The sequence below is a fragment of the Paraflavitalea speifideaquila genome (assembly GCF_032395985.1).
Lineage (GTDB): Bacteria > Bacteroidota > Bacteroidia > Chitinophagales > Chitinophagaceae > Paraflavitalea > Paraflavitalea speifideaquila.
Genome location: NZ_CP135920.1, coordinates 3,742,131 through 3,767,204 on the forward strand (window position 1 = coordinate 3,742,131; position 25,074 = coordinate 3,767,204).

The 25,074-nt window shown below is 45.3% G+C and carries 34 protein-coding genes and 2 pseudogenes; 21 read left to right on the plus strand and 15 right to left on the minus strand.

The features are described from left to right. Positions 1-195: 195 nt before the first annotated feature. From RS881_RS59990 to RS881_RS25465, 4 genes are read right to left on the minus strand one after another with little or no spacing between them, the layout of a single operon-like run. A complete protein-coding gene (locus RS881_RS59990; protein ID WP_350340248.1) occupies positions 196-336 on the minus strand; it encodes a LytTR family transcriptional regulator DNA-binding domain-containing protein in 141 nt (46 codons plus the stop codon). Between the two features lie 33 nt (positions 337-369). Beyond that, on the minus strand, positions 370-903 hold the full coding sequence (locus RS881_RS25455; protein ID WP_315823661.1) for a LytR/AlgR family response regulator transcription factor: 534 nt from the start codon (positions 901-903) through the stop codon (positions 370-372). Next, entirely contained in the window at positions 896-1,033 is a 138-nt protein-coding gene (locus RS881_RS25460) for a hypothetical protein (protein ID WP_315823662.1), read from the minus strand. Before RS881_RS25460 ends, RS881_RS25455 begins: the two co-directional genes overlap by 8 nt. Then, entirely contained in the window at positions 1,030-1,890 is an 861-nt protein-coding gene (locus RS881_RS25465) for a sensor histidine kinase (RefSeq protein WP_315823663.1), read from the minus strand. The genes RS881_RS25460 and RS881_RS25465 overlap by 4 nt, the downstream gene beginning before the upstream one ends. A 286-nt stretch (positions 1,891-2,176) precedes the next feature. Between RS881_RS25465 and RS881_RS25470 the strand changes: the two genes are divergently transcribed. From RS881_RS25470 to RS881_RS25480, 3 genes are read left to right on the plus strand one after another with little or no spacing between them, the layout of a single operon-like run. Further along, positions 2,177-2,527, plus strand: a complete 351-nt coding sequence (locus RS881_RS25470) for a hypothetical protein (RefSeq protein ID WP_315823664.1) — start codon at positions 2,177-2,179, stop codon at positions 2,525-2,527. Further along, on the plus strand, positions 2,509-2,787 hold the full coding sequence (locus RS881_RS25475; RefSeq protein WP_315823665.1) for a hypothetical protein: 279 nt from the start codon (positions 2,509-2,511) through the stop codon (positions 2,785-2,787). The genes RS881_RS25470 and RS881_RS25475 overlap by 19 nt, the downstream gene beginning before the upstream one ends. 50 nt (positions 2,788-2,837) lie before the next feature. Next, a complete protein-coding gene (locus RS881_RS25480) occupies positions 2,838-3,995 on the plus strand; it encodes a hypothetical protein (RefSeq protein ID WP_315823666.1) in 1,158 nt (385 codons plus the stop codon). A 25-nt stretch (positions 3,996-4,020) separates the two neighbouring features. Here RS881_RS25480 and RS881_RS25485 read toward each other — a convergent pair whose 3' ends face one another. Together RS881_RS25485 and RS881_RS25490 are read right to left on the minus strand one after the other, a co-directional pair. Further along, positions 4,021-4,350, minus strand: coding sequence for an ArsR/SmtB family transcription factor (locus tag RS881_RS25485; protein ID WP_315823667.1), 330 nt, complete (start codon positions 4,348-4,350; stop codon positions 4,021-4,023). 335 nt (positions 4,351-4,685) lie between these two features. Beyond that, entirely contained in the window at positions 4,686-4,967 is a 282-nt protein-coding gene (locus RS881_RS25490) for a hypothetical protein (protein ID WP_315823668.1), read from the minus strand. On the opposite strand from RS881_RS25490, the gene RS881_RS25495 reads away from it, so the two are divergent. The 4 genes from RS881_RS25495 (at position 4,947) to RS881_RS25510 (ending at position 6,348) form a co-directional block, all read left to right on the plus strand. Further along, positions 4,947-5,237, plus strand: coding sequence for a hypothetical protein (locus RS881_RS25495; protein ID WP_315823669.1), 291 nt, complete (start codon positions 4,947-4,949; stop codon positions 5,235-5,237). The genes RS881_RS25490 and RS881_RS25495 overlap by 21 nt on opposite strands. A gap of 176 nt (positions 5,238-5,413) precedes the next feature. Then, on the plus strand, positions 5,414-5,662 hold the full coding sequence (locus RS881_RS25500) for a hypothetical protein (protein WP_315823670.1): 249 nt from the start codon (positions 5,414-5,416) through the stop codon (positions 5,660-5,662). Beyond that, positions 5,619-5,810, plus strand: coding sequence for a hypothetical protein (locus tag RS881_RS25505; protein WP_315823671.1), 192 nt, complete (start codon positions 5,619-5,621; stop codon positions 5,808-5,810). The genes RS881_RS25500 and RS881_RS25505 overlap by 44 nt, the downstream gene beginning before the upstream one ends. A 358-nt stretch (positions 5,811-6,168) precedes the next feature. Continuing rightward, on the plus strand, positions 6,169-6,348 hold the full coding sequence (locus RS881_RS25510) for a hypothetical protein (protein WP_315823672.1): 180 nt from the start codon (positions 6,169-6,171) through the stop codon (positions 6,346-6,348). A 568-nt stretch (positions 6,349-6,916) separates the two neighbouring features. Here the strand turns inward: RS881_RS25510 and RS881_RS25515 are convergent. Continuing rightward, the gene (locus RS881_RS25515; RefSeq protein ID WP_315823673.1) at positions 6,917-7,978 is read right to left on the minus strand and encodes a hypothetical protein; all 1,062 of its coding nucleotides are present in this window, start codon (positions 7,976-7,978) and stop codon (positions 6,917-6,919) included. After that, positions 7,935-8,306: a hypothetical protein gene (locus tag RS881_RS25520; RefSeq protein WP_315823674.1), complete on the minus strand. Its 372-nt coding sequence runs from the start codon at positions 8,304-8,306 to the stop codon at positions 7,935-7,937. Before RS881_RS25520 ends, RS881_RS25515 begins: the two co-directional genes overlap by 44 nt. Before the next feature lie 315 nt (positions 8,307-8,621). Here RS881_RS25520 and RS881_RS25525 point away from each other — a divergent pair, with 315 nt between their 5' ends. The 5 genes from RS881_RS25525 (at position 8,622) to RS881_RS25545 (ending at position 11,621) form a co-directional block, all read left to right on the plus strand. Then, on the plus strand, positions 8,622-8,825 hold the full coding sequence (locus RS881_RS25525; RefSeq protein ID WP_315823675.1) for a hypothetical protein: 204 nt from the start codon (positions 8,622-8,624) through the stop codon (positions 8,823-8,825). Between the two features lie 182 nt (positions 8,826-9,007). Next, positions 9,008-9,199, plus strand: coding sequence for a hypothetical protein (locus tag RS881_RS25530; RefSeq protein WP_315823676.1), 192 nt, complete (start codon positions 9,008-9,010; stop codon positions 9,197-9,199). A 245-nt stretch (positions 9,200-9,444) separates the two neighbouring features. Continuing rightward, complete coding sequence (locus RS881_RS25535) at positions 9,445-10,434, plus strand: hypothetical protein (protein WP_315823677.1); 990 nt, start codon at positions 9,445-9,447, stop codon at positions 10,432-10,434. Next, on the plus strand, positions 10,368-11,060 hold the full coding sequence (locus tag RS881_RS25540; protein WP_315823678.1) for an RHS repeat-associated core domain-containing protein: 693 nt from the start codon (positions 10,368-10,370) through the stop codon (positions 11,058-11,060). Before RS881_RS25535 ends, RS881_RS25540 begins: the two co-directional genes overlap by 67 nt. A 285-nt stretch (positions 11,061-11,345) precedes the next feature. Next, positions 11,346-11,621 (plus strand): hypothetical protein, encoded by a 276-nt coding sequence (locus RS881_RS25545; RefSeq protein WP_315823679.1) that lies wholly within the window; start codon positions 11,346-11,348, stop codon positions 11,619-11,621. 712 nt (positions 11,622-12,333) lie between these two features. Here RS881_RS25545 and RS881_RS59995 read toward each other — a convergent pair. The 7 genes and pseudogenes from RS881_RS59995 to RS881_RS25575 form a co-directional block, all read right to left on the minus strand. Continuing rightward, entirely contained in the window at positions 12,334-12,483 is a 150-nt protein-coding gene (locus RS881_RS59995) for a transposase domain-containing protein (RefSeq protein WP_350340249.1), read from the minus strand. A gap of 22 nt (positions 12,484-12,505) precedes the next feature. Further along, complete coding sequence (locus RS881_RS60000) at positions 12,506-12,655, minus strand: transposase domain-containing protein (RefSeq protein ID WP_350340209.1); 150 nt, start codon at positions 12,653-12,655, stop codon at positions 12,506-12,508. Then, positions 12,653-14,091: pseudogene (tnpC, locus tag RS881_RS25555) on the minus strand (IS66 family transposase); the annotation flags it as partial. The gene RS881_RS60000 and the pseudogene tnpC, both read right to left, overlap by 3 nt. A 176-nt stretch (positions 14,092-14,267) precedes the next feature. Continuing rightward, a pseudogene (tnpB, locus tag RS881_RS25560) lies at positions 14,268-14,650 on the minus strand (IS66 family insertion sequence element accessory protein TnpB). Between the two features lie 3 nt (positions 14,651-14,653). After that, on the minus strand, positions 14,654-14,971 hold the full coding sequence (gene tnpA, locus RS881_RS25565) for an IS66 family insertion sequence element accessory protein TnpA (RefSeq protein WP_315814461.1): 318 nt from the start codon (positions 14,969-14,971) through the stop codon (positions 14,654-14,656). Positions 14,972-15,372: 401 nt separating this feature from the next. Further along, positions 15,373-15,579: a hypothetical protein gene (locus RS881_RS25570; RefSeq protein ID WP_315823681.1), complete on the minus strand. Its 207-nt coding sequence runs from the start codon at positions 15,577-15,579 to the stop codon at positions 15,373-15,375. 345 nt (positions 15,580-15,924) lie between these two features. Continuing rightward, entirely contained in the window at positions 15,925-16,113 is a 189-nt protein-coding gene (locus RS881_RS25575) for a hypothetical protein (protein WP_315823682.1), read from the minus strand. A 610-nt stretch (positions 16,114-16,723) separates the two neighbouring features. Between RS881_RS25575 and RS881_RS25580 the strand changes: the two genes are divergently transcribed. The 9 genes from RS881_RS25580 (at position 16,724) to RS881_RS25620 (ending at position 25,035) form a co-directional block, all read left to right on the plus strand. Continuing rightward, positions 16,724-16,894, plus strand: coding sequence for a hypothetical protein (locus tag RS881_RS25580; protein ID WP_315823683.1), 171 nt, complete (start codon positions 16,724-16,726; stop codon positions 16,892-16,894). A gap of 8 nt (positions 16,895-16,902) precedes the next feature. Beyond that, on the plus strand, positions 16,903-17,700 hold the full coding sequence (locus RS881_RS25585; RefSeq protein ID WP_315823684.1) for a hypothetical protein: 798 nt from the start codon (positions 16,903-16,905) through the stop codon (positions 17,698-17,700). Further along, positions 17,654-18,790 carry an RHS repeat domain-containing protein gene (locus RS881_RS25590; protein WP_315823685.1) on the plus strand — a complete coding sequence of 379 codons (1,137 nt, stop codon included), beginning with the start codon at positions 17,654-17,656 and terminating at the stop codon, positions 18,788-18,790. The genes RS881_RS25585 and RS881_RS25590 overlap by 47 nt, the downstream gene beginning before the upstream one ends. A 1,484-nt stretch (positions 18,791-20,274) precedes the next feature. After that, positions 20,275-21,210, plus strand: coding sequence for a group II intron reverse transcriptase/maturase (gene ltrA / locus RS881_RS25595; RefSeq protein WP_315823686.1), 936 nt, complete (start codon positions 20,275-20,277; stop codon positions 21,208-21,210). Then, positions 21,195-21,551, plus strand: a complete 357-nt coding sequence (locus RS881_RS25600; RefSeq protein WP_315823687.1) for a group II intron maturase-specific domain-containing protein — start codon at positions 21,195-21,197, stop codon at positions 21,549-21,551. Before ltrA ends, RS881_RS25600 begins: the two co-directional genes overlap by 16 nt. Before the next feature lie 402 nt (positions 21,552-21,953). Continuing rightward, on the plus strand, positions 21,954-22,085 hold the full coding sequence (locus tag RS881_RS25605; protein ID WP_315823688.1) for a hypothetical protein: 132 nt from the start codon (positions 21,954-21,956) through the stop codon (positions 22,083-22,085). Between the two features lie 6 nt (positions 22,086-22,091). Next, a complete protein-coding gene (locus RS881_RS25610; protein WP_315823689.1) occupies positions 22,092-22,457 on the plus strand; it encodes a hypothetical protein in 366 nt (121 codons plus the stop codon). Between the two features lie 20 nt (positions 22,458-22,477). Beyond that, positions 22,478-22,639, plus strand: a complete 162-nt coding sequence (locus RS881_RS25615; protein ID WP_315823690.1) for a hypothetical protein — start codon at positions 22,478-22,480, stop codon at positions 22,637-22,639. A 38-nt stretch (positions 22,640-22,677) separates the two neighbouring features. Continuing rightward, on the plus strand, positions 22,678-25,035 hold the full coding sequence (locus RS881_RS25620; RefSeq protein ID WP_315823691.1) for an RHS repeat-associated core domain-containing protein: 2,358 nt from the start codon (positions 22,678-22,680) through the stop codon (positions 25,033-25,035). Positions 25,036-25,074 lie beyond the last annotated feature (39 nt).

The window sequence follows — 25,074 nt, forward strand, 5'->3', positions numbered from 1 at the left end:
GCCGCTTTGATGAAAAGATAAAAGGCATGGCTGCAGTTATAGTGCAGGGGTAGAAAATTTATGATTATTTAATGGGAAACCCCTAGCATCTTTCTACATACTTACACTTGATCAACAACACCTTATAAACAGCCTCGAATCTATACAGGAAAGAAATCAATTTATTATCCTATGACTAGCTTTAACTAACGCAATTCATATAATCCCGATTTGTGCCATGAACTTCTCCCGGTAGGTTTCGCCCACTGGCAGGTACTGACCATTTACGACCACCTTGCCACGGTCTAAAAAATCAATCTTATTGCGGTTGATAATGTAAGACTTATGAATACGGATAAATACACCTGGGGAAGGGTGGCCTCCATCTTTTCATACTTTCCAGGGATAGTATTTTGCCCCGGGCGTATGGAATGCAATATAATCGCGCAATGCTTCTATATAAAAAATAGCATCCAGGTTGATCTTCTGGATTCGGTAATCGGCCCGCACAAAAATATGGTCGGGCACTTCCTTTGTTACCGCCGGCTCCTTTTTCTCCAGCCTTTCCCGGGCCTTTACCACGGCCATCATATACCGGTCGAAGGAAAAAGGCTTCAGCAGGTAATCTATTACACCATGCTCATAGCCCTCCAGGGCATAGTCGCTATAAGCCGTGGTAAGGATCACTTTACACCGGTTGCCAATGATCTTCATAAACTGCATGCCACTCAGTTCGGGCATATGAATATCCAGGAAAACAAGGTCGGCTTCTCCTTTTTCAACTACCTGCAGGGCTTCCAAAACATGGGTGGTTTTGAATACTACCACCAGCCCCGGTGTTCTTTCCACGTATTGCACCAATAGGGTTACAGCCAGTGGCTCATCGTCTACTATAACACAACGAATAGGAGGTGTATTAATCATTGCTCAGTTCCAGGTTGATGGTGAATTGATTGTCTGTGTCCTCTATTTTAAGTGAATGTTTATCAGGGTACAGCAATACCAGCCGGCGCTTTACATTCTGCAAGCCAATACCACCTGCCGCATCTTTCAAACCATGTCCTTTTTATTGATACAATGGAAGAAGATACTGCGCGGGCCTCCGTGCAGTGTAATTTCCACTCCATCCGTATTTCCTGAAAAATCGCCGTGCTTAAAGGCATTCTCCACAAAAGGGATCAACAGGAGTGGAGGAATCTGAACTGCTGTAATATTTCCGGTAATACGCACCGGTGTATGAATGGGGTGATCGAACCGTATCTTCTGCAAGGCAATATACCGGTCAATATAATCGACCTCCTTTTGCAAAGGCACTTTTTCACTGGCATCATACAACATATAACGCAGCAGGTCCGACAGGCTGAGGATGGCTTCCTGCGCACCGGCGGCATTCTGGTACATGAGGGAATAAATATTGTGCAGGCTATTGAACAGGAAATGCGGATTGATCTGTGAACGCAGGAAGGACAACTCTGATTGGCGGTTCTGTATCACCAGGTCCCTTTGTTCCAATTCCTTGTGCTGGGCATATCGGATAAAAAAGAATACCATGCCGTATACAGTATACAGGGATACATAAAAGATATTCTGGAGAAAAAAGTTCTTCAACCGGATATCCTGCCCCATCATCATTTCATCAATTCTATAACATACATAAAAGATACAAGGCAGGCTCACCAGGATAACACCAATGGCCATTAAAACCTGCCGGGGGTAAAAATGGAGAAGCAGGAAATAGGGTACCAGGGCAAACAAAAAATACATGCCTATTTCTATCAATATAACCGGCAGATCGGGCATGACGAATAACCGAATGCGCCCATTGGCAAGGTCGGGCAGTTTATAAGCCAGGTGCAGCAGGATGTACAAAGCCACAAAGATCAGGAACAACAGGAACAATCTTTTTCGCATCGGCCAAAGGTATTATTTATTGCCAATCGCCTCACAGCGCCCCCTTCCTGTTTGCAGAGGAGCAAGCCATGTTTGTCGATTCCATTGCATTCCGCCCCTGGGCGTTCTAATTTTCCATCATCAAAAACCGGGCCGGCAGCCAGGTGCACCCAAGGATAGGGTCTCTACCAGGTCCACAGGAGCGCTTTACCTGTATCCGTCGCTTACAGGTAAAGTACGTTTTAAACAGATAGCACTGAAGTGGAACGTACCTGGCTGACCGGTTATTTTTCCCAAAAACATGTATATGAGCAATCCTGTAGCCGGGGGCAAGGCTTCCAGGCCAATGGCCATGCACTTATCCCTGCCACCTCAACAGCCAGGTACATCTACCCAGCAAACTGCCACCCGCATTAAGCGCCACCCGTATCGCGGCCTGATCAAAAGGTGGCCCGTATTCCTGTTATTGATGGCAGGCATGGTAGTGTATACTATATATTGGTTTCCCCGCGCTGGTTTTAGTACGCCATTGTCTGTTCCCTTCCGGCTGTCGGGCAATTTTGGTGAGCTGCGCCCCATCATTTTCACATGGGACTTGATATTCGTACCAATGGAGAGGAAAACCTGCCGGTATATGCCGTGGCCGCAGGTTATGTAAGCCGCATTAGCATTGAAGAATATGGATTGGGGAAGGCGGTGTTCATTAATCACCCCAATGGAACGACCACGGTATACGCCCACCTCAACCATTTTTACCCGGCGCTGGAAACAGCCGTAGCAACTGCCCAAAAGAAGGCCCGGCAAAGGGAGCAGGACCTTCATTTTACAGCCACAGATTTCCCGGTTACCAGGGGCAACTCATTGCCTTCAGCGGTAATACGGGCGGTTCAGAAGCACCCCACCTGCATTTTGAATTAAGGGATACCCGTACCGGGAATAACCTTAACCCACTTTTACATGGCTACCAGATGGCCGATGATCAGCCCCCGGTGCTGAAGGGTCTTTATTGGTACAATAGGCAGTACAGTACCTATCGCATGGCGGGCAACAGCATTACTTTAGCAGGGAAAGAAGGCAACTACAAAGCCGTTAAACCCGTGATCAAAGTAAGATCGCCCATTATTAGTTTGGGGATCAGGGCCGAAGACAGGGACAATGACAACCGGTTTCGCTTTGGAATTTTCCGGGTAGAACTTAGGCTGGATGATTCCCTGGTACACAAAGCCCAATTGGATGATTTCTCCAATGCCGATAGTCGCTACATCAATGCCACTGTGGATTATACCAAATGGGTACGTACCGGCTTCTATGTACAACACCTTTCCCTGTTGCCGGGCAATCATTTTCCTGCCCTGGAAGGGCCTGGTATCCTGAACCTTTCCGATGGACGGGTACATACCATCAATATCCGCCTGTATGATGTAAATGATAATAAGAGCAGTTTTGAAAACCAGGTTCAATACAGTGGAGCCATTGAAAGCCCTTCACCATTGGCACCGGGCAGTTTTAAGTTACTACCTGGTTGCGAAAACCGGGTGAATGGCAAACAATGTACCGTGTTGTTTACCAAGGCAGCATTTTATGATACCGTCTTTTTTGCGTTGAAGGAACAACCCAATACGGGGCCGGGTAAAGCATCGGCGCTGGTAAGCTTGCACCATGCTACCGTGCCTGTGCATGAGAATTATCGGGTTGCACTCAAGGCCTCGTCCTGGATGAATGAACGGCTTAAAAAGAAAACCGTAATGCAATTAAACAGTGGTAAAAAGAAATACACGGTCCGTGGCACCTGGCATAACAACTGGTGTACGGCCTCCTTTAATGTATTGGGCACCGTACAACTATTGATCGATACCTTGCCACCCACCCTGCAATGGATCAATGGACAGCAAGGGCAGGTATTTAAAGGAGATGCACTGAAGTTTGTGTGCAAAGATGAGACCGATGGCGTAGCCAGTTTTGAGGCAGCGCTGGATGGAGAATGGCTGCTGTTTGAAAGAAAGGGTAATGAATTTACCCTGGCTGTTCCCCATCATTGTAAACCGGGCAGGCATCAATTGGCCATCAGCATTTCCGATGTGGCGGGCAATACTACCCGGCAAATATTTACATTTATTAAGGATTAAACGGCGCCCACCTTCCTTAGAAATGCTATTGAGCATTCTTCCTGGCCTGTTGTTCAATGGCCAGGAAGTTTTCCAGCGCATCCAGCTTTTTAGACCAGAATAAGCGGTATTGTTCCGCCCATTCACTCACTTCCTGTAATTTGCCCAGGTTGGCCTCACAAAAACGCTCCCTTCCCTGCTGGCGGATAACGATGAGCCCGCACTCCGTTAGTATCTTAATATGCTTGGAAATAGCTGGGCGACTTACCTCAAAATTCTCTGCTACACCGTTCAGCGTCAGCGTTTGCCGCGAAAGCAAACCAATGATCTGCCGGCGCGTGGGGTCCGCAATTGCCTGGAAAACATCTCGTCTCATGGGGATATTATTGTAGTAACCGTTTGGTTACAAAAATACCGGAAATTAGGTCAGCAGCCGAGGTTTTTCCGGTATCCTGAACGAAAAAGGCCTACAGTTGCATTGGCTTAATTACAACTGCAAGCCCATAATCCTTCTATTGTATTGATTCTGTACACAAATACACGCCGGATGCGCTCCAGATACGCTGGGAAGCCACAGAACATCCGTTGGTAATTGCACTGGGACCCGGTAAAAGGGCCTCTACAGAGGGGGCCAGTGCAATTCGGAGTGAATGTCCAGTGAATACCCCGGCTGGTCCACCAGCATCTCCCGTGCATTCCGGCGCCCTAAGTCTACTGGTTGCGCCGGGCCCTGGAAACCACCCAGGCAATGGGTAAACCTATACATACCATGAGGATCAACATGCCAATGATGATGCCCGATGTAGTGAATTTCATGCCAGGCGTACTGCTAAGCGGTACCACCACCAGGTTCATAGCCATCCACACCAACACGCCATAACCCAGTCCGGTAACGACCCAGTTGGTGCTGACCCGCCTGATCAGGGGCCAGGCGTAATAGAAAATAGTGGCAAAAATGAGGGCAATTAAAAAATGGAACAACAATCCCAGCACCCGCATCACCGTATTATCGCCATAGGCGGTTTCTTTGCCAAATACACCACTGGCAATAAAATTGAGGATAGGGAGGGGGTTCCTGCCTGTTTTGATAGAATAACTTATAAAAGCCCCGAGATATCCAGGATGCCGGCCAACAAACCGGCTTTTAATATGATGGGAAAAGACTGCTTACCGGCTGTTAGTCCGGCTGCTGAAGCGCTAGGCGCCGTGTGGGTAGTTTTGGTCATGATAGTAAAGGACGGGTTAATAGTCCGCTTGCAATAAATTTACCGCGTTATGCTACTGACTATCCGGGAGATATACGTATGACCGGTTACACCCTCCTGAAAGAGTATACCGGCCTACCGTCAGCACCCATAGGGTGAGCCGCCCTTCGCCAGGCTACAGGTATAAGTTGTGCGAGGCTACTCCTTGCTCAAACTTCCGATGATCAATTCAGGATGCCACTCAAAGAAGTACTGGCCGATATTGAGCAACGGTATGGCGTTAAAATGCAGTACAGTGAAGACATGGTCAAAGACAAATGGGTGAACTATGCCCGCTGGCGCTACCGCCCTGATGCGGAAACCACCCTGGCCAATGTATTATCGCCCCTGGATATGGCGGTTAATAAAACCGGCGACAAACGCTATAAGCTGAAGTATTTTGAATACCAGCGGTCCCGATGTATCGCTACCTGCTATTGCTGAAGTCTACGGGATCAGCGGCGAACCCATCATCAATGTGATCCAATACGCTTCACTCAAAGCGCTAAGCCGCGATAATAAGCTGCTCATGCAGCAAGATCTTATTGATGGCATTACCCGCGAATTGAGAAAAGAAGAACGATACGTGTGAACACAAGTAAGTGCCTTGCCAGGCAGGGCGGCTTTTCTGTTCTTTGCACTTTTTTCTGTTCTTTTACCTTGATGCAAAAGAACCAAAGATCAAGTCTGGCCCGGTCCCTCCGGGCGGCCAGACGGGCTCACGCCTCCCCAGGTGCAGCTTTGTTTATTTAATTTGAGGAGCATTAGGCTTGAATGGCTCATAAAAATCAGGTTTCTTCTATTATGACTTTCTACGAATTTGGAGTACATTAGGCCATTATGAAAAGTTTATTTGGTGACATTACGCCAGAGATGAATAATACTTTTAATGCGACCTATATGAAGGGCAATCCGGCCAGTATGGAACTTGCATTAAAAAACTCAAAGAAATGGGCTGTTCCCAATTGCAATCGGCCAAACTGCTCATTGCCTTGCTGGGCTTAAGTTTGCGTGAAGCCGACAAGATCGTTTTAAACGCAGAAGCCTGGCGGGATGAGAAAGCAGGTAATACATCAGTGCGGGAAACGTTCACACAATACCTGGAAGAAGATCCCAGCCATAACGACTAAATCGCCTACCCACTTACTATCCTTCTACAATTCCAGGATACCAGTTTCACCACTTCTTCAAACGGTTGCTTTTCACTACAACGGCTACCTGAACAAGATGTGCATAAACATATTGATTGCATAACTTACACCTCCTATTAAAGTTCCTATCTTGCGCGCCCTTCTGCCAGGTGAAGTTAATAGTTGCCTCAAAGCAGTATTGCCCTTACACGGTTTTAGGCATTTTTAGCACGGTTATGGGTTTAAACTGCACACTTATAGGTTTGTGCTTGTTGGTATAACGGCATCCCGGGCAACCTTCACAACGTGTTGACGATTAGCGATCCGGATATCCGGAAAGCGGAAAAATAAGATTTACCGGCAGGGAACACTTAAGAGGTGAACCCCTTACAAAGACAATGACCGGCACAAAGAGTGAATAAAGCTTTTTGTGTCGGTCATTTTTTTATTGGCGGTGCAAAGCAGGTAAGTATTGAAGAGGATAAACTGTAAGGGTTGAACATCCTCTGATAGTGCAGGGGGGTGAGAATAGCTGGTTTGATTCAGCAGCCTGTAAAAAGTCAGCTTATCAAAAGCTATAGCAACAAGTGGCCTTCTTGTTGGTCGCGATTCGGTTTGCCCTGGCGGTGGCTATTTGTTGTCGATAGCCGTCACGGTCATAGCGCTGGCCACCGAGGACTTCTGTGGAGGTGAGGCCTTTTAAGGCTGCTAATGGCCGGTTGGCGTATGCTTCCACGAATAGTGGCATGTGCCGCCGCAATGCTGCGTGATCGGCTATAGGATGGTGGTAAAGATAATGGTATTTCGCTTGTTTATTGACCGACTCGCTCATGGAATTGGAAAACGCAATATCGCATTGAGCGATCAGGTGCCTGATGTGAGGTTGACCAGGCTGGTTAACGAGCGACTTGACGGGGCCATAGTTTTCAGACCCGTCATCGCTGATCAGTTGGCAGGTACTGATGCCAGCGGGCTGCAGGTGCTCACGGATCACCTTTTGCAGGTTCCGGAACACATACCGGGCATTGCATTCGAGCGCGACCTCCCAGGCCAATATGGCTCTTGAATAGTTATCAACCACGAGATAAATATAGTTCCTGACATTGTCCATTGTTCTGAACACCGTAACATCGACGTGCAAAATCTGCAGCGGTCCAGCAGCACGGATACCCACCTGGTGATGTTTACGCCGGTGAGCAGCTCGTTTCCTTTGCAGAGCCATCAGACGAACATACTTGTAGAAGGTGGCAATGGTGCACACGGCAGCACGATCACGGATCATCTGGTGGTACACGCTTGATAAGGGCCAGGATTGCCATTGCTGATCGCTGCAATACTCCTTAATAGCTGCTACTTCTTTATGCAGAAGCTGTGCAGGATGCCTGCTGCGGCACTGGCTGAAAAGAGATTGACTGCACCGGTTAGTTTGCTGCATCCTGCGGTAGCGGCCAGCAGGCAGTTGAAGATACCTTAGGGTGGTGGCTACTGAAAGCACTTTTGCAACCTTGGCGATATTATCCAGTACAACTGCATTGGCCGATCCTATCTTATCTTTTATCCGCACCTGGTAGCGATCCATAAACCGGCTAAGGGCTATAATCCTGAGCAGGGCCCGGTTGATCTTCAGCAACCTGCTTGTTATTAAACACCTGCTGCATGACGGTAAAAGAGGACTGATGCTGCAGGTACCACTCGTAACCAAACAAGGTGGACGCATGGCGTTGTTTCCAGTCGTGCCGGGTAGAGCAGGGGATCTGTTGAAGTAAATGATCTGGTGGAAGGATGCCGAGATAAAAGCCCAACAGGATATAGGGATGGTAAGAACGTTTAGGTTTTACAGACCATTGAGCAACTGATAAGGGCATGGTGCAAGAAACAAGTGATGTTTTGGTCAAAAAAACGGGTTGACGGAAGGACAACCAGCTATAAAGATTAGTTGTAAGGATAATCTGCATCAAAGTTTTGAAGGCCCAACGATAATGTTGAGGGCCATCAGCATCATGTCATGGTCCTGGCATTTGGCGGGAAGCTGATTAAATGGCATACTGGCATAGAATAGCAACAGTTTTTGAAAAGCGGTGGTTTGTGAAATATTCAATTGTTGATAAAGGTAAATAGCCAGTTTGGAGGGTTCACTGGTGGTAGGGAAACTTGCATCTTTTTTTTACAAAGGCAATGAGTTTGTTGGTGGCACTGTCTTTTTGTTTGGGCAAGGATCTTACAAAGACGGCAAAGTTCATATTCTTTTGTATGAGGGTGCAAATGTATAGATAATGCATATTGTAAAACAACAACAAGGGCTAGGAGCCCTTATTGTAGACATAGATGGTGACGGAAGGCAGGCTACTGAAGGAACAGCCCGCCAACAGAATGCAGCCGGCATACTGCCGCAGGAAGGCTGCCTGCTGGGCGGGAAAGACGATGTAAGCGCGGCACTGCTCAATACCGATGAGGCAACAACTGGAACTGGCAACTAAATAAACTTGCATAGACGATACAGTTAAGTAAAAAAATGAGCAGCATAAGCTGCAGGGCAGCAAGCAGGGCGGCATGGGCGCAAAGCCAAAAGGAAAGCGGAATAAATGGGTGGATGGGTGGAGCTGACTGGCTTGCTACAGCTGGCGCAGGTTGTATAGCCGAATACGCGCACAGGAGCTTTATGCCGTACCTTTTGGCGGCCTCTGCGGGCCAGGATGCCGCCCTACCTTTGCTGTGCTGCTTTTTGCTGCTGTATAGGCAAGGGATGGTGGCCAGGTGCAGCGGCGGGAAGGAGCAGGGCAGTGGGCCTGGCTGGCGACAGGGCATGCTGCAGAAGGACAACCTGGACAATAAGAACAGAAGCTGCTACTGAATGGAAGTTTACTTATGCAATGGGGGATCCCTTGTTGATAATTAGTTGAATAGTTTTAAGTCCGTATCACGACTAACAGCGCAGCACAGTTGTATATTTGCAAACGCTCTTTGACATATAGCTGAATAATGATCCGGACGTACAAGGGAGTGACACAACGGCGGCTGAATAGCAGCACTGGAGCTGGCTACCTAATAGTGCTTACTGATTACTGAAGCAGGCTTGCCCCGCCTTGGCTGAAGGGTATGAACAGTACAGGGGCTACTGCCACGCATGATATGGGTGGTGATGGAAAAGCGGGCAGTATCAACCAGTATGTGGGGCGTGATGCGCTGGGCTTCAACCTCAATTATTATCACCAGGATTATAAGGCCATCAATGCCGGGGTAGCTCCATTCCCGGCTTACCGGTCCGTAACCAATGCGATGCCTGATGCTGAATACCGGCCTTTGTACAATGGCAATATCAGCAGCATGGCCACGCATATCCGGTTGTTTGACGCCTTGGGCCACGTACCGATCTTCTATAATTACCGGTATGATCAGCTGAACCGGTATGTGAAACAGGACGCGTACTTTAACTTCAATGCAGCCAGCAATAGTTATACCGGCTGGGCGGCCGATTCAACTTTCCGGGAGCGGGTGGCCTATGATGCCAATGGCAATATTCAAACGTTTGTTCGCCATGCTATCGGGCGTGACGGCGCCTTAATGGATAACCTGAGCTATAAGTATTATCCCGGCACCAATAAGTTACGGCAGGTAACAGACCAGGTAGCGGACAATGCTTATGGCAGTAATGCCTGGGATCAGATCCAGGACCTGGATAACCAGGGAGACACGAGCAATTATGTATATGATGAGATAGGCAATATCATCCAGGATAAGAAGGAAGGCATTACCAATATTAAGTGGAATGTATACGGCAAGATCGCAGAAATTACGCGCAATGCCGTGTTGGGCGATAAGGTACCCACTACACGTATCCGGTATAGCTATGATGCGCAGGGCAACCGGATCAGTAAGGTGGTGGAAAAGGCCGGGACTACCGTCCGGGAGTTTACCTGGTATGTGCGGGATGCGCAGGGCAATATGATCGCCTCCTACAAGGCCACCGGCATGGCTACCGACACCGGGCTTGACAGCCTTACAGTGAACCTGGTGAACAGATGGTGTATGGCAGCAGCCGGCTGGGCATGTATGCCTATGGCGATGGTGTTGACGGTGGACCGGTAAGCAGGCAGTTTTACAGTGGCTCTTATTTTCAGCGGGGCTGGAAGCAATATGAACTGAGCAATCACCTGGGCAATGTGCTCACCACCATCAGCGATAAAAAGTTTGGCGTATCTTCGGGAGGCGTAGGTTCTTTGATAGACTATTATGAGCCGGACATGGTGAGCGCCAATGACTACTATCCCTTTGGGATGCTAAGCCGGGTAGCGACTGCCAGTACAGGTACAAATTACCGCTATGGTTTCAATGGCAAGGAGAATGACAATGAGGTGAAGGGACTGGGTAGCCAGCAGGATTATGGGATGCGGGTGTATGATCCGAGAGTGGGGAGGTTTTTGAGTGTGGATCCGATTAGCAAAAGCTACCCAATGCTAACACCGTATCAATTTGCAAGTAATAGGCCAATCGATGGAATTGATCAGGATGGAGAAGAATTTAAGAAATACATATCCTATGATATTGCAAAAGGACAATTCAATATTCATTACGAAGTGAAACTTAAAATCGTCAATTGTTCGCAATATTCTGGTGATTTGAATGAAGTAGGTCAACAACTTCAAAAAGATTTTAAGAACGCTTTTCATGGAGTTTATGATAGCAGGAGAAGAATAAATTATTCGGGGATATAAGTTATGAAATAATAAATGGACAACTAAAAATGGAGAATTCGGAGTAGCCTTAAACGATTTAGTTTATAGTAGAAAGCAAAAATTAAAATCAACAGGGTATAGTCCCTCCCCCAACACACAAACTAATGCGATTAATGTGGGCGCAACAGAACGTTATGAAGATGAAAATAATCCTCGTGAAATGAACACTAAACGGATCTCAAATACTATTTTGCATGAGATAGGTCATACGGGGGGCTAGAACATCCATTTGATGATGCAGCAAATCCTGCACCTGATGTGCATTTGGAAGTATTTGGACGCATTAAGTCAGGGACGATTAATTTTAAACCATCAAGTGGAGCAAATATGAAATTGATCTTGAGCAACGCAATGATGTATGAGTTTTATCCTGTAAATGGAGCACGAGTCATAAATATTATTAAGGATCGGTTAAAACTAAATAAGTTTAGTCCAGATCAAGGCTTTTTGATTCAAAAGCAAATATCTTTAGATATGATAAACGAGGAGATTAGAAAAAAATACAATATTAAATATGCGGAAAGACCAGATGGTAATTAAAGCTATTTGTGGGTTAATATTGTTTATGTTTTTGGCGGAAACAATATTTAGCCAAAATAAGCACGTTGTATGCTGTCCCATAAAATTTTGTCAGGGAATTTGGGTTCCCCCTGCTTCTTCCCAGGATAATTATTATAAAATAAATGATACAGTCAATAAAAAAATCGATCTAATTTTTGAACTATGGTTTGATGACTCGATTCGGATTACGCTAAATGAGAAAAAGTATATGAAAAAGAATAAAATCATCTTCTACCTTATCAGTAGTTGAAGATGATTTTATGATAGACTATTCTGAAGTCAAGAATAAACCCATAATACTAATACAATTAATGGACAAAAATAGCTGTATAGAATTTGAGCCATTGTTAGGATATAGGATTGTTTATATTGTTCGAAATAAGGAAGGCACATGGGGCTTGGAATATTCCAACTATTTAAGAGAATACAGGTAGGCAGTGTGGTAGTGGACGGCAGTGTACCGATTGATACCTGCATAAAAATAAAATACGTAAAGGAGTTGATTAACGGCAGTGTACCGATTGGGCAATGTCCAACTTGCCACCTGTTTAAATTTAAAATATCTAAAGGATTGGTTAAAAGCCAATCCTTTTTTGTTATTACCAATTGAAGGGAAGCAGCAATGTTGTGTCCGTCCGGCCTAATAAAAAAATGTACTGATTGAAGTAGTTAACTTTGCAGGGGCCCTACATTAGCCCTTTATTTTCCAGTTGTACGGGAGTAGGTCTTTGACCTTGTTGATAGGCATGGAGTTGATATTTCGGCTCAGGATATCTTTGAGCCATTCATATGGGTTTACGTCATTAAGCTGTGTGTCTCCGAGTAGCCTAAAAAATCGTATTGTTTAGTTGCCTAATTTTGCTTTAAGCCGTAGTGATGGCTTGTGTTTTTTTCCACTGGTGGGGTAAGAGTTTCCTGAGTTGCGCGGTAGTCATCTCGTTGATGTTATGACTAAGCACTTCGCGGAGCCACTCATAAGGGTTTACGGTATTAAGTTTGCAGGTAACCAGCAGCGAGTATAAGAGGCCTGCTCTTTTGGCCGCTTCATGCGAGCCACAGAACAGGTAGTTTTTGCGTCCGACAGCCAGGTTTTTCATACAGCGCTCTATGGGATTATTATCAATATGCAAATGATTAGTAGAGGCATAGAGACTTAAGCCGTCCCAGCGTTTGATGCTGTAAGCTATAGCCTGTGCTATAGGGCTTTTCGGTTTTAGCTTTACATACTCCTGCTTCATCCACTCTCCCAGTTCTTTTAAAATAGGCACAGATTGTTCTGTCCGCCGCACTTTGATCTGGTCCGGGTTGAGCTGCTCTTCTCTACATTGCTCCTCGATCTTATAAAGCTTCGCTATCTCGGTCAAAGCATATTCTGCCCGAACTTTATCATTGCCTTTCGCCTCATAAAAATGACGGCGGGCATGGGCCATACAAAAGAACACATGTATTCCTTTGATGTCCAACTCTTCATAGACATCATAACCATCTACCTGCAAGTGACCCTTAAAATGTTGTAAGATATGTTTGGCTGCCAATGTATCCCTCCCCGATGATAATCAAAGTAGATCAGTTGCCCGTTATGCGTTAAGTACGTCCAGTAATACCCCTGGTGGGTATCTTTCTTCTTATTCCTGTCCAGAACCTGTATGGTTGTTTCATCACCATGCCAATAATCATATTGGTACATCTCATGCAGGTGCAGATGGCCCAGTGGCGCTACCACGTTCGCAACCTGCCGTACCCAATCGGTAATGGTTGAATAAGCAATGGTGACATTACTTCTCTTGAAGCAGTCCAACTGACGATTCAGCGGTTTATGATCTATAAACTTATCTATAATGATCTGTGCTAACAACTCCGGCGTGGCAATGCTCTTAGACAAGGCTTGCTCTGGAAGATGCGCCTGCACTATACGATGCTGATCAGGCCGTTCTGCTACAGAGCATTTATACTGAGGGATAATAGTACGTTGGAGAAATATTTCTCCCGGCTTCCAGCCAAGCTGTTCCTTTACTTCTTCTCCCACCTTCTCGCATCCGCTCACATCTTCCGGAGGCTCTATCACGGTCTCTTCCACCCGTAGATGATCCGGAAAGGCATTGGCTAACCCGTTTTCCCGTTGAACCTGTTTTTGCTTTACGTAACTTATCTTTTGAACATCAGCAAGGTTGGTTGCTTTATACCCCTGCTCAAAGGAAAGGCCTAATTCCTGCTGTTGCTGTAAAGGGGAAGGAACAAACTTCTCAGTCTTAAAACCACCCAGTAACTTCGTTAGTTGATACAATTGATATTGAAGCTGCGTTACCTGATCGCGTAATTCTTTATTGCTTTGTAATAGCTCCTGGTTGTTTTGTGGTAATTGTCCATTATTTTGTTGCTGTAGTTGCAGCATTGGAAGCAGTTGCTCATAGAGCGCTTTGTAATCTATATTTTCTGCTGCTGCTGACATTATACAAAGATAGCCCGGCTATGCATTTAAGCTATATCGTATAACCGAAAGTTATACAGCCGATGCGTGGATAAACCCGCATTCAAAAATGATTTTAAAAAACAGCACCAAAAAATGTGGATAACCCGGCCTGTTTTTCTTAAAATAAAAAACGTTGCCATTTTTCGATGGCAACGTCAAATATATTCAACCCATGATCCATAAGGATTACATCGTACCGATGTACCGCTTTCGAAAAACGCTTTCTTCAAAGAAACGCCCTGTAAGATCATACTTAATTGTTTAGCCGTAATACTACTGTGAGTGCCTTCCATAATACCTGCCGGTAACTCAAAGGTACCTTCCTCTAATCGCTTATAGTATAAGCTAAAACCATCCCCTTCCCATTCTAACGCCTTCAGGTGCGTTTGCCGTTTGTTCAAAAGATAAATACATCACCCGTCTGAATTTCCATTCCCAGTTCGTTGGTAACAAGCCCGCTCAAACCGTCAAAACTCTTCCTTACATCCGCCCACTTATGATACAACCAGTAATGGGTGCCGTTGTTGATCTGTAACATAAGTTAACTGATTAAAGCTTTTAAAAAACTCACAGATGGCTCCCGGTAAAAACGGATGCCCCGGTATTCCGCAAAGAGATCCTGGGAAATGGAAACCTCTTGCTGCCCTGTCACTGTTAGCAAAGTGAAACTACTTTGATTCTCCATCGGCTTATCTTCCAACCGGGCGTGATATTTCTTCTGCCAGTAGTGATATGTACCAGGTGAAAGATCATACAACTCACAAAAATCTTTTACTGTCATCGAACTGGCTTCATGTTCAGCTATCAACGCGAACATTTTTTGCTCCTTCGATAAGCCACTTGATTGCTTTTGTTCCATACGTTTACATTTTTGATAAGCCCAAAAAGTAAACTTTTTATAATATCTTAATTTTTAGCTACTCGGAGGTACACGCTTCTGCATTATTAATGGGGATCTCGATGGGATAAAAACAAAAGACTTCGCCGGGATGTGTGGGTGTTGGTAACTGACCTGGCATAAGGGGAAAGGTAAGAATTCAGGATTAAAACTATAATACACCTGGTGACAGTTGCAATGGTTTTAGCCCTTTAATATCCATGAGGTAATTGGGCGATATTTTATGGAATATCTCATTCGCTATAATTATTTTAAATGCTTCAACCTGTCGATTAAATCCTTATCTGTAATACTTCCCATTTGGGCTTTGTCGTAGATCGACAACAGAAATATGGTTTCCTTGGTTACCTGAACATAAGTAATTATTCTGGCGCCACCAGATTTACCCCGGCCTTTACCGGCAATAGCCATACGTATTTTGTAGCAATTATGTCCAAGCGGTACGCCCAGTTGCGGGTGTTTAAAAGTTCAAGAACAAGCGCAGCAATGTCTTTTACAGCAGGATACTTTTTGACCAATTGCTTGAGTTCCCGTTCAAATGGCGGAGTAGGGACAATCTTATAGCTCATCTAAAAGTTGATTAATAGTCCGGGCTTTTGTGCCTCCTTTCTTGTATTTGTTTACGAAATCCACTGCTTCATCTAAGTTGGCAAGCAGTTTCTTCTCTTTAGAGGTAAGTTTTTGGGTTCTACTACCTCTACAAACTCAAGGCGTTTTAGCAACTCCTTTAAAAAAGGAAGCTTGCTTTTGTTTTTAATATTTAAAATAAGTTGTTCCATAAATTAATTACTACAAAGTTGTAAGGCAAATTTAACTTTTAAAGCCGGATTATCCAAAAGGATCACTTAAGCTTTTGCATCGAAAACCACCTTACGGTAGTACTACTAAGCAAATATCTATGTATACAATAAGGGCTAGGAGCCCTTATTGTATACATAGATGGTGACGGAAGGCAGGCTACTGAAGGAACAGCCCGCCAGCAGAATGCAGCCGGCATACTGCCGCAGGAAGGCGGCCTGCTGGGCCGGAAAGACGATGTAAGCGCGGCACTGTTCAATACCGATGAGGCAGCAACTGGAACTGGCCACTAAATAAACTTGCATAGACGATACAGTTAAGTAAAAAAATGAGCAGCATAAGCTGCAGGGCAGCAAGCAGGGCGGCATGGGCGCAAAGCCAAAAGGAGAGCGGAATAAATGGGTGGATGGGTGGAGCTGACTGGCTTGCTACAGCTGGCGCAGGTTGTATAGCCGAATACGCGCACAGGAGCTTTATGCCGTACCTTTTGGCGGCCTCTGCGGGCCAGGATGCCGCCCTACCTTTGCTGTGCTGCTTTTTTGCTGCTGTATAGGCAAGGGATGGTGGCCAGGTGCAGCGGCGGGAAGGAGCAGGGCAGTGGGCCTGGCTGGCGAGCAGGGCACGCTGTTGAAGAACAACCTGGCATAGTAAGTACAGAAGCTGCTACTGAATGGAAGTTTACTTCAGCAAGGGGGGATCGCTTGTTGATAATTAGTTGCATAGTTTTAAGCCTACCTTATTACTAACAGCGCAGCACATTTGTATATTTGCAAACGCTCTTTGACATATAGCTGAATAATGATCCGGACGTACAAGGGAGTGACACAACGGCGGCTGAATAGCAGCACTGGAGCTGGCTACCTAATAGTGCTTACTGATTACTGAAGCAGGCTTGCCCCGCCTTGGCTGAAGGGCATGAACAGTACAGGTGCTACGGCGACGCATGATATGGGTGGTGATGGAAAAGCGGGCAGTATCAACCAGTATGTGGGGCGTGATGCGCTGGGCTTCAACCTCAATTATTATCACCAGGATTATAAGGCCATCAATGCCGGGGTAGCTCCATTCCCGGCTTACCGTCGGTAAGCAATGCGATGCCTGATGCTGAATACCGGCCTTTGTACAATGGCAATATCAGCAGCATGGCCACGCATATCCGGTTGTTTGACGCCTTGGGCCACGTACCGATCTTCTATAATTACCGGTATGATCAGCTGAACCGGTATGTAAGGCAGGACGCTTACTTTAACTTCAATGCAGCCAGCAATAGTTATACCGGCTGGGCGGCCGATTCAACTTTCCGGGAGCGGGTGGCCTATGATGCCAATGGCAATATTCAAACGTTTGTTCGCCATGCTATCGGGCGTGACGGCGCCTTAATGGATAACCTGAGCTATAAGTATTATCCCGGCACCAATAAGTTACGGCAGGTAACAGACCAGGTAGCGGACAATGCTTATGGCAGTAATGCCTGGGATCAGATCCAGGACCTGGATAACCAGGGAGACACGAGCAATTATGTATATGATGAGATAGGCAATATCATCCAGGATAAGAAGGAAGGCATTACCAATATTAAGTGGAATGTATACGGCAAGATCGCAGAAATTACGCGCAATGCCGTGTTGGGCGATAAGGTACCCACTACACGTATCCGGTATAGCTATGATGCGCAGGGCAACCGGATCAGTAAGGTGGTGGAAAAGGCCGGGACTACCGTCCGGGAGTTTACCTGGTATGTGCGGGATGCGCAGGGCAATATGATCGCCTCCTACAAGGCCACCGGCATGGCTACCGACACCGGGCTTGACAGCCTTACAGTGAACCTGAGTGAACAGATGGTGTATGGCAGCAGCCGGCTGGGCATGTATGCCCTATGGCGATGGTGTTGACGGTGGACCGGTAAGCAGGCAGTTTTACAGTGGCTCTTATTTTCAGCGGGGCTGGAAGCAATATGAACTGAGCAATCACCTGGGCAATGTGCTCACCACCATCAGCGATAAAAAGTTTGGCGTATCTTCGGGAGGCGTAGGTTCTTTGATAGACTATTATGAGCCGGACATGGTGAGCGCCAATGACTACTATCCCTTTGGGATGCTAAGCAGGGTAGCGACTGCCAGTACAGGAACGAATTACCGGTTTGGGTTCAATGGTAAGGAGAATGACAATGAAGTGAAGGGATTGGGTAGTCAGCAGGATTATGGTATGCGGATTTATGATCCGAGGGTGGGGAGGTTTTTGAGTGTGGATCCGTTGCAGGCAGACTTTCCATGGTATACGCCATATCAGTTTGCAGGGAATCAACCTATCTGGGCAAATGATTTAGATGGACTAGAACAATCTTACGCATGGCAAGACAAAAGCGGAGTATGGCATGAAGCCCCTGCCGGGGATAACCTGGCTAGAAAACAGCTTCCTAAAGGGCATGAGCAATTTGTGAAAACTGGTATTACCAGTACTACAGAAAAAGATCAGGCTCAACAATTCACAGATTTTTTAGACTGGATACCTTGGCTTAATGAAATTAAAGGAATTGACCAAGCCGCTACAGGCAAGGAATGGTTTACTGACAGAGAGTTGTCAATAGCGGAAAGAGCTGCAGGAATTATTCCATATGCGGGGAGGCTCAAAACTGCTATGAGAGTAACCGAGCGCTCAATTGCAAAAAGCGCAGCAAAAAGGCAATCCAAGAAGAAGTTAAATCAAGTACAGATGGGCCAGCGGCAAGGGCACATGATGGAAACCCAAGGGCAACATCAAACAACGCTGCACAAACCTCAAACAATGGCCTCGGAACTGAGCTTGAAGATGTTACAAAGAGGAAACCAATTCCACAAGCTTATGAAGATGGAACTACTGGGGCTGCAAGTGATATCCCAACAAGAAAAAGAATTGTTCCAACACTACGGTATAATAATCCTAGCCCCAGAGGCAGGAATTTTGTTAAATTTGATGGATTTGATGCCATTGCAAACGAGCTAATTGATAGAAAGTGGAATGTTACGACTTTTCCCAAACAATTGGACCAGCTAAAAAGGCTTCAGGAAGCATTAAAACAAAATCCGGGGTACAAGGGTGTGATTGAAGTTCCAGATCGAGCAGCATATAGTAATGCAATAAACGCCATGAGTAAAGCAGGTGTAACTAATATAACAGTTCGAATAGCGGCACCATAAAACGACAATAATGAATTATATTTTCGAAGTAACTGCTCGGACCTCAATGTCCCAGTCAATGGAGCAAAAGCATCAGCAGTTGATCGACGGCTTAAAAAAACAGATTCACCTTGGGGAATAGTTAAGGATGACATCAATTTAGCACCTCCTAACTTTTTAGAAATAATTGCCGTCTTTTCTTTAAATAAAATCCTTGGCAAAGGGATTAAAGGAGATGTCCTATATCGATATAGAGGTTTGCTTGACGACGATTCAGGCCACGACGATCGAATATACATGGAGTTCAATGCAAGCAAAATTGATTTCATTAAACTACTGGACCATGGGTTTAAAAACTACATACTCGCTTTTCAAGCTTATTCAGCATGCATATTTAACAAAGACCTTATTTATGGTGACTTTGAAAAGTCAAGAAACCTTAATCTTAGGAAATCCATGTTTCGATATTATCCGGTAAATTTTTGGGATGAACAGCTATGTATAGATGCATTAAAAAAACTCCAAAAGAAATATTTCAGAAACTAAATGGACACATTGAGAAAGTGGAGCTTTTCAATAATGGGATAATTATTATCGACAGTTCAAAAGCTTTGTCAGTAAATGAATCAGAAGCGATAGATATAAAAATTGCTTCATTACTAAAATAATCGGGCAGTGTACAACTTATCACCTGCTTAAATTTTATATACTTAAAAGACTGGCATTGAGCCAGTCTTTTTGTTGTGTGCCGGGCATGTATATCAGCTCTAGGGTGAAAGTCCCGAATACGTGTTACAGTGCATAGTATTAGCCAAGGGCAAGGGTGTCCATCGCGAGGTGGAATCTGAAAGAAGCCGGCGGCAAACGTTCGAGCCTACGAACAGAAATTGCATACAAGGCGGGCTGACATGGGTGATGTTGCAACACAAACAGAAACCCTACACTGTGCAGACTGTCAGAACGTAAATGCAGAGGCTACATGAACGGAAAGCGGATATACTTACCCCGGGAGGTCTGCAGGCGATTCTTCGCTTAGAGCAGAAGTCAGCCGAAGCCGTAGTAGGAAGGAAACGAGCCATCTCCCCGTAAAGGGCAAAGACGGAAGACTCACAGCCAAACCGAAGGGCCGAATGTTAGAATGGCGAAAATGAACAAGACGTTTATGATTGAGGCGATTACAATAGAAGAACATTAGAAAACTACCTGTGTGAGGATAAGCCGGAAGCTAAAAGTAAAACACAGGAGGAGTTGAGCCTCATCATGCAACCAATGGGAATAACGCTGGGATGATTTTTTTTTTTAAGTAATAGTATGCTGGAAGAAATATTAGATATCCGCAATGTACAAAAAGCCTTTAAGCAGGTAACTGCCAATAAAGGGGCTGGAGGTATAGATGGTATGCAGACCGATGAACTTCGCGACTACCTGAATACCAACTGGCAAACACTGCGTACTAGTATTTTAGAAGGCACGTACCGCCCCCAGGCAGTGAAGAAAGTAGAAATAGACAAGGAAAACGGAGGCGGTAAAAGGATGTTGGGAATACCTACAGTAATCGACAGGTTAATTACGCAGTCAATAGCCCAGTGGTTGAGTCCGCAGTATGAAGCGGAGTTCTCCAATTATAGCTATGGGTTTAGAGAGAATCGCAGTGCTCATCAGGCAGTGTATCAGGCTCAAACCAGCCTGAACGACGGCAATGAATGGGTAGTAGAGCTGGAGCTGGAGAAGTTTTTCGATCGGGTGAACCACGACCGGTTAATGTCGGCGCTGGCCCAAAAGATAACGGACAAGCGGACACTGAAGCTACTGCGAGCGTACCTGAACTGCGGAATAATGGAGAATGGAGTAGTGATAGAACGCAAAGAAGGCACTCCTCAAGGTTCTCCGTTATCACCGCTGATGAGCAACATTGTTTTAAATGAACTGGACAAAGAGTTAGAGGCAAGAGGCCACCGGTATGTACGATATGCAGATGACTGTAGCATCTATGTGAAAAGTGAAAAGTCAGCGGCTCGAGTGCTGACTACAATCACAGAGTTCATAGAAAAGAAGCTAAAGTTAAAAGTAAACCGCACAAAAAGTAAAGTCAGCCGCCCCAATGACAGTACGCTACTGGGTTTTTCTTTTTACCGAAGCGAAAAGGGCTGGCAAATACGTATTGCGCCCAAATCGCTGAGAAAGATTAAAGAAAAGATGAAAGAGCGAACTCAGCGTAAATCCCCGGTAAAGTGGAAGACAAGATAAAGAAGATGGAGGCGACAATCGTTGGTTGGGTGAACTACTTTAGGATAGCCAAAGCCAAAAGCAGAATGGAGGAACTGGACAGATGGGTAAGAACGCGTCTAAGGATGGGAATATGGAAACAATGGAAAAGACCAAAAACGCGGTGGATTAACCTGAAAAGGCTGGGAATCAATCCTGGGAAAGCCTATGAGTGGTCAAATAGCCGTAGGGGCTATTGCCGCATTGCACACAGTCCAATATTGACAAGGGCATTAAATAATGAATACCTTGTCAGGCATGGATACGTAGGGTTCGCAAACTACTATTACTGGAAAACAACTCACCAAACTAAGTTATTCTGACAAACCGCCGTATACCGGTCGGTACGTACGGTGGTGTGAGAGGTCTGTGAGGGAATTAATCCCTCACAACCTACTCGATTTTGGTGTAGTTTTGTAACTGATATAGAAGCATTGCCAAGAGGTCTGGGCTCTTAAAAGGCCGTCTATATTGAGTTTTAAAATCTATCGCGTACAACTTGTCACCTGGTTATGAAATGTAGGTATTGTAAAGGATCATGTAAACGAAAGGAAAAGTATAAGGGAATACAAAAATGCCAATGTAAAAACTGTAATAAATACCAGCGCCCCACCTACCGGCAGCGGAAATATAATCCGGAAACTGAACAGCAAATTACAATACTGAATAACGAAGGTGTAAGTATTAGCTCCATCAGCAGGATATTGAAAATGCCGAAGAGCACAGTGCAGGTATTTATTTTCAGAAATGCCCATAAACTAAAACAGCCGGTATTGGATGAATCCAGGCAAGTATATGAAGTAGACGAGCTGTATGCATCTGTTGCTGGCAAGTTGTGCTTTGTGATCTATAATTAAATAACTATGGCAGAAGAATTAAATGAATTCGGTGAATTATTTATTAAAGAAGTTCGAGATGGAAGTATTTCCATTTTAGAAAAAATAATTAATGGTCAGATGAAAGGTGCAGAGAATAAAGAATTGCACCACCGAATTACTAAAATGTCAGAAAATGATATTGAAGTCGTCCGGGATTCTTGTTTTGCAATGATTGATACTGTAATACACCGAATACTATTTATGTTTGAGCAAACAGAAAATTGGCTAATATCAAATCCCACTCAAGGAATAAGGTCTATTAATGATATATCTGATGGGCTTTCAGGCGAACTATATGGCTCACAAGGTTGGATGCAAAAATTTAGTGAATATCCTAGTGATATTGATTAGACAAGCCAGTACGCAACCGGGTGAGCTATGTAACGTATACCGATACGCCGGGCGTTACCAGTTCCTTTAACCATGCCAGCTTTTACAGTTATGATATCCATGGCAATGTAGACACTTTGCTGCAGGACTATGGCCGGTCGGACAGCCGGGCCAACCTGATGAACAAAAATGCCAACCGCTGAAAAAGGTAGTATACGAGTACGACCTGATCAGCGGCAAGGTGAACAAAGTAAAATACCAGCCGCAGTACAGTGACCAGTTTACGCACCGGTATTATTATGATGCAGAGAACAGGCTAACGGAAGTGCAGACCAGCCTGGATGGTTATACCTGGGAAAAGGAAGCCAAATATGAATACTACCTGCATGGCCCACTGGCCCGTACAGTAATTGGTGACCAACTGGTGCAGGGCATTGACTATGCTTATACTTTACAGGGATGGTTAAAGGGTATGAACAGTACGGGGGCTACTGCCACGCATGATATGGGTGGTGATGGAAAAGCGGGCAGCATCAACCAATATGTGGGGCGTGATGCGCTGGGCTTCAACCTCAATTATTATCACCAGGATTATAAGGCCATCAATGCCGGGGTAGCTCCATTCCCGGCTTACCGTATGGTAAGCAATGCGATGCCTGATGCTGAATACCGGCCTTTGTACAATGGCAATATCAGCAGCATGGCCACGCATATCCGGTTGTTTGACGCCTTGGGCCACGTACCGATCTTCTATAATTACCGGTATGATCAGCTGAACCGGTATGTAAGGCAGGACGCTTACTTTAACTTCAATGCAGCCAGCAATAGTTATACCGGCTGGGCGGCCGATTCAACTTTCCGGGAGCGGGTGGCCTATGATGCCAATGGCAATATTCAAACGTTTGTTCGCCATGCTATCGGGCGTGACGGCGCCTTAATGGATAACCTGAGCTATAAGTATTATCCCGGCACCAATAAGTTACGGCAGGTAACAGACCAGGTAGCGGACAATGCTTATGGCAGTAATGCCTGGGATCAGATCCAGGACCTGGATAACCAGGGAGACACGAGCAATTATGTATATGATGAGATAGGCAATATCATCCAGGATAAGAAGGAAGGCATTACCAATATTAAGTGGAATGTATACGGCAAGATCGCAGAAATTACGCGCAATGCCGTGTTGGGCGATAAGGTACCCACTACACGTATCCGGTATAGCTATGATGCGCAGGGCAACCGGATCAGTAAGGTGGTGGAAAAGGCCGGGACTACCGTCCGGGAGTTTACCTGGTATGTGCGGGATGCGCAGGGCAATATGATCGCCTCCTACAAGGCCACCGGCATGGCTACCGACACCGGGCTTGACAGCCTTACAGTGAACCTGGGTGAACAGATGGTGTATGGCAGCAGCCGGCTGGGCATGTATGCCTATGGCGGAGGTGTGGATGGGGGTCCTGTAAGCCGTCAGTTTTACAGCGGTTCTTATTTTCAGCGGGGCTGGAAGCAATATGAATTAAGCAACCACCTGGGCAATGTGCTTACCACCATCAGCGATAAAAAGATTGGCGTATCTTCGGGAGGCACAGGTTCTTTGATAGATTATTATGAGCCGGACATGGTGAGTGCCAATGACTACTATCCCTTTGGGATGTTAAGCCGGGTAGCTACTGCCAGTACGGGTACGAATTACCGTTACGGGTTTAATGGCAAGGAGTATGATAGCGAAGTTAAGGGTGCGCAGAATCAGCAGGATTATGGGATGCGGATCTATGATCCGAGGGTGGGGAGGTTTTTATCAGTTGACCCAATTACAAAAGAATACGCTGAACTAACACCTTACCAATTTGCAAGTAATACTCCTGTTTGGGCAATTGATATTGATGGATTAGAAGGTGGAACAAAAGCCTTTGAAGTTTGGAATGCTTTTACGAAATGGTTGGGTTCTTCAAATAAAGGCAGTACTATTTTAGCGCGTTCATGGTATCAAGGAGCAGGGATTCCAGCAGAAAAAAAAAAAGAATATACAAATGAAGATGCCTTAATATCGTTATTTGCAATTAGTGGAAAGGCCTATACTGAGTATTGCAGTGGAGCTTTCATGTCAGGAGGAGGAGTAAATAGAACTGTTAAAAGAGCCCCTCAAGCGCCTGAAGTAGAAGTTCCTGTAAATGTATCTATTCCGAAACAAAGTGTAACTGTTGATGTTGATGTCCCAATTCAGAATAATACCAAAACAATTGCTGCAAATAGCGGAAACACTAATGCCAGGGTTGTAAATACTGCTACATTAAGCCCGTCATCTGGAGGAATTAGCTCAGTTGCAAATATCCCTATGGCCTCCAAGCTAACTTTTGGATATGAGAATCAGCCTTATGTTGTTAATGCTACTGTTCCTTATAAACGTCCAGACAATGCAACTAATAATGTTCAAAGAATTAGTGTAAATCCATCTGACGCTAGTTGTGTAACATGTGGCACAACTAACGGCCCATTTAATGCTGATCATAAAACACCTCTTGCTATTGAATACCTTACAACTGGAACAATTGATAAAAAAAGATGCGATCTATTAATGCGGTACAACCACAATGTGTAAATTGCTCTAACCAGCAAGGAAATGACATGCGGAATGCAA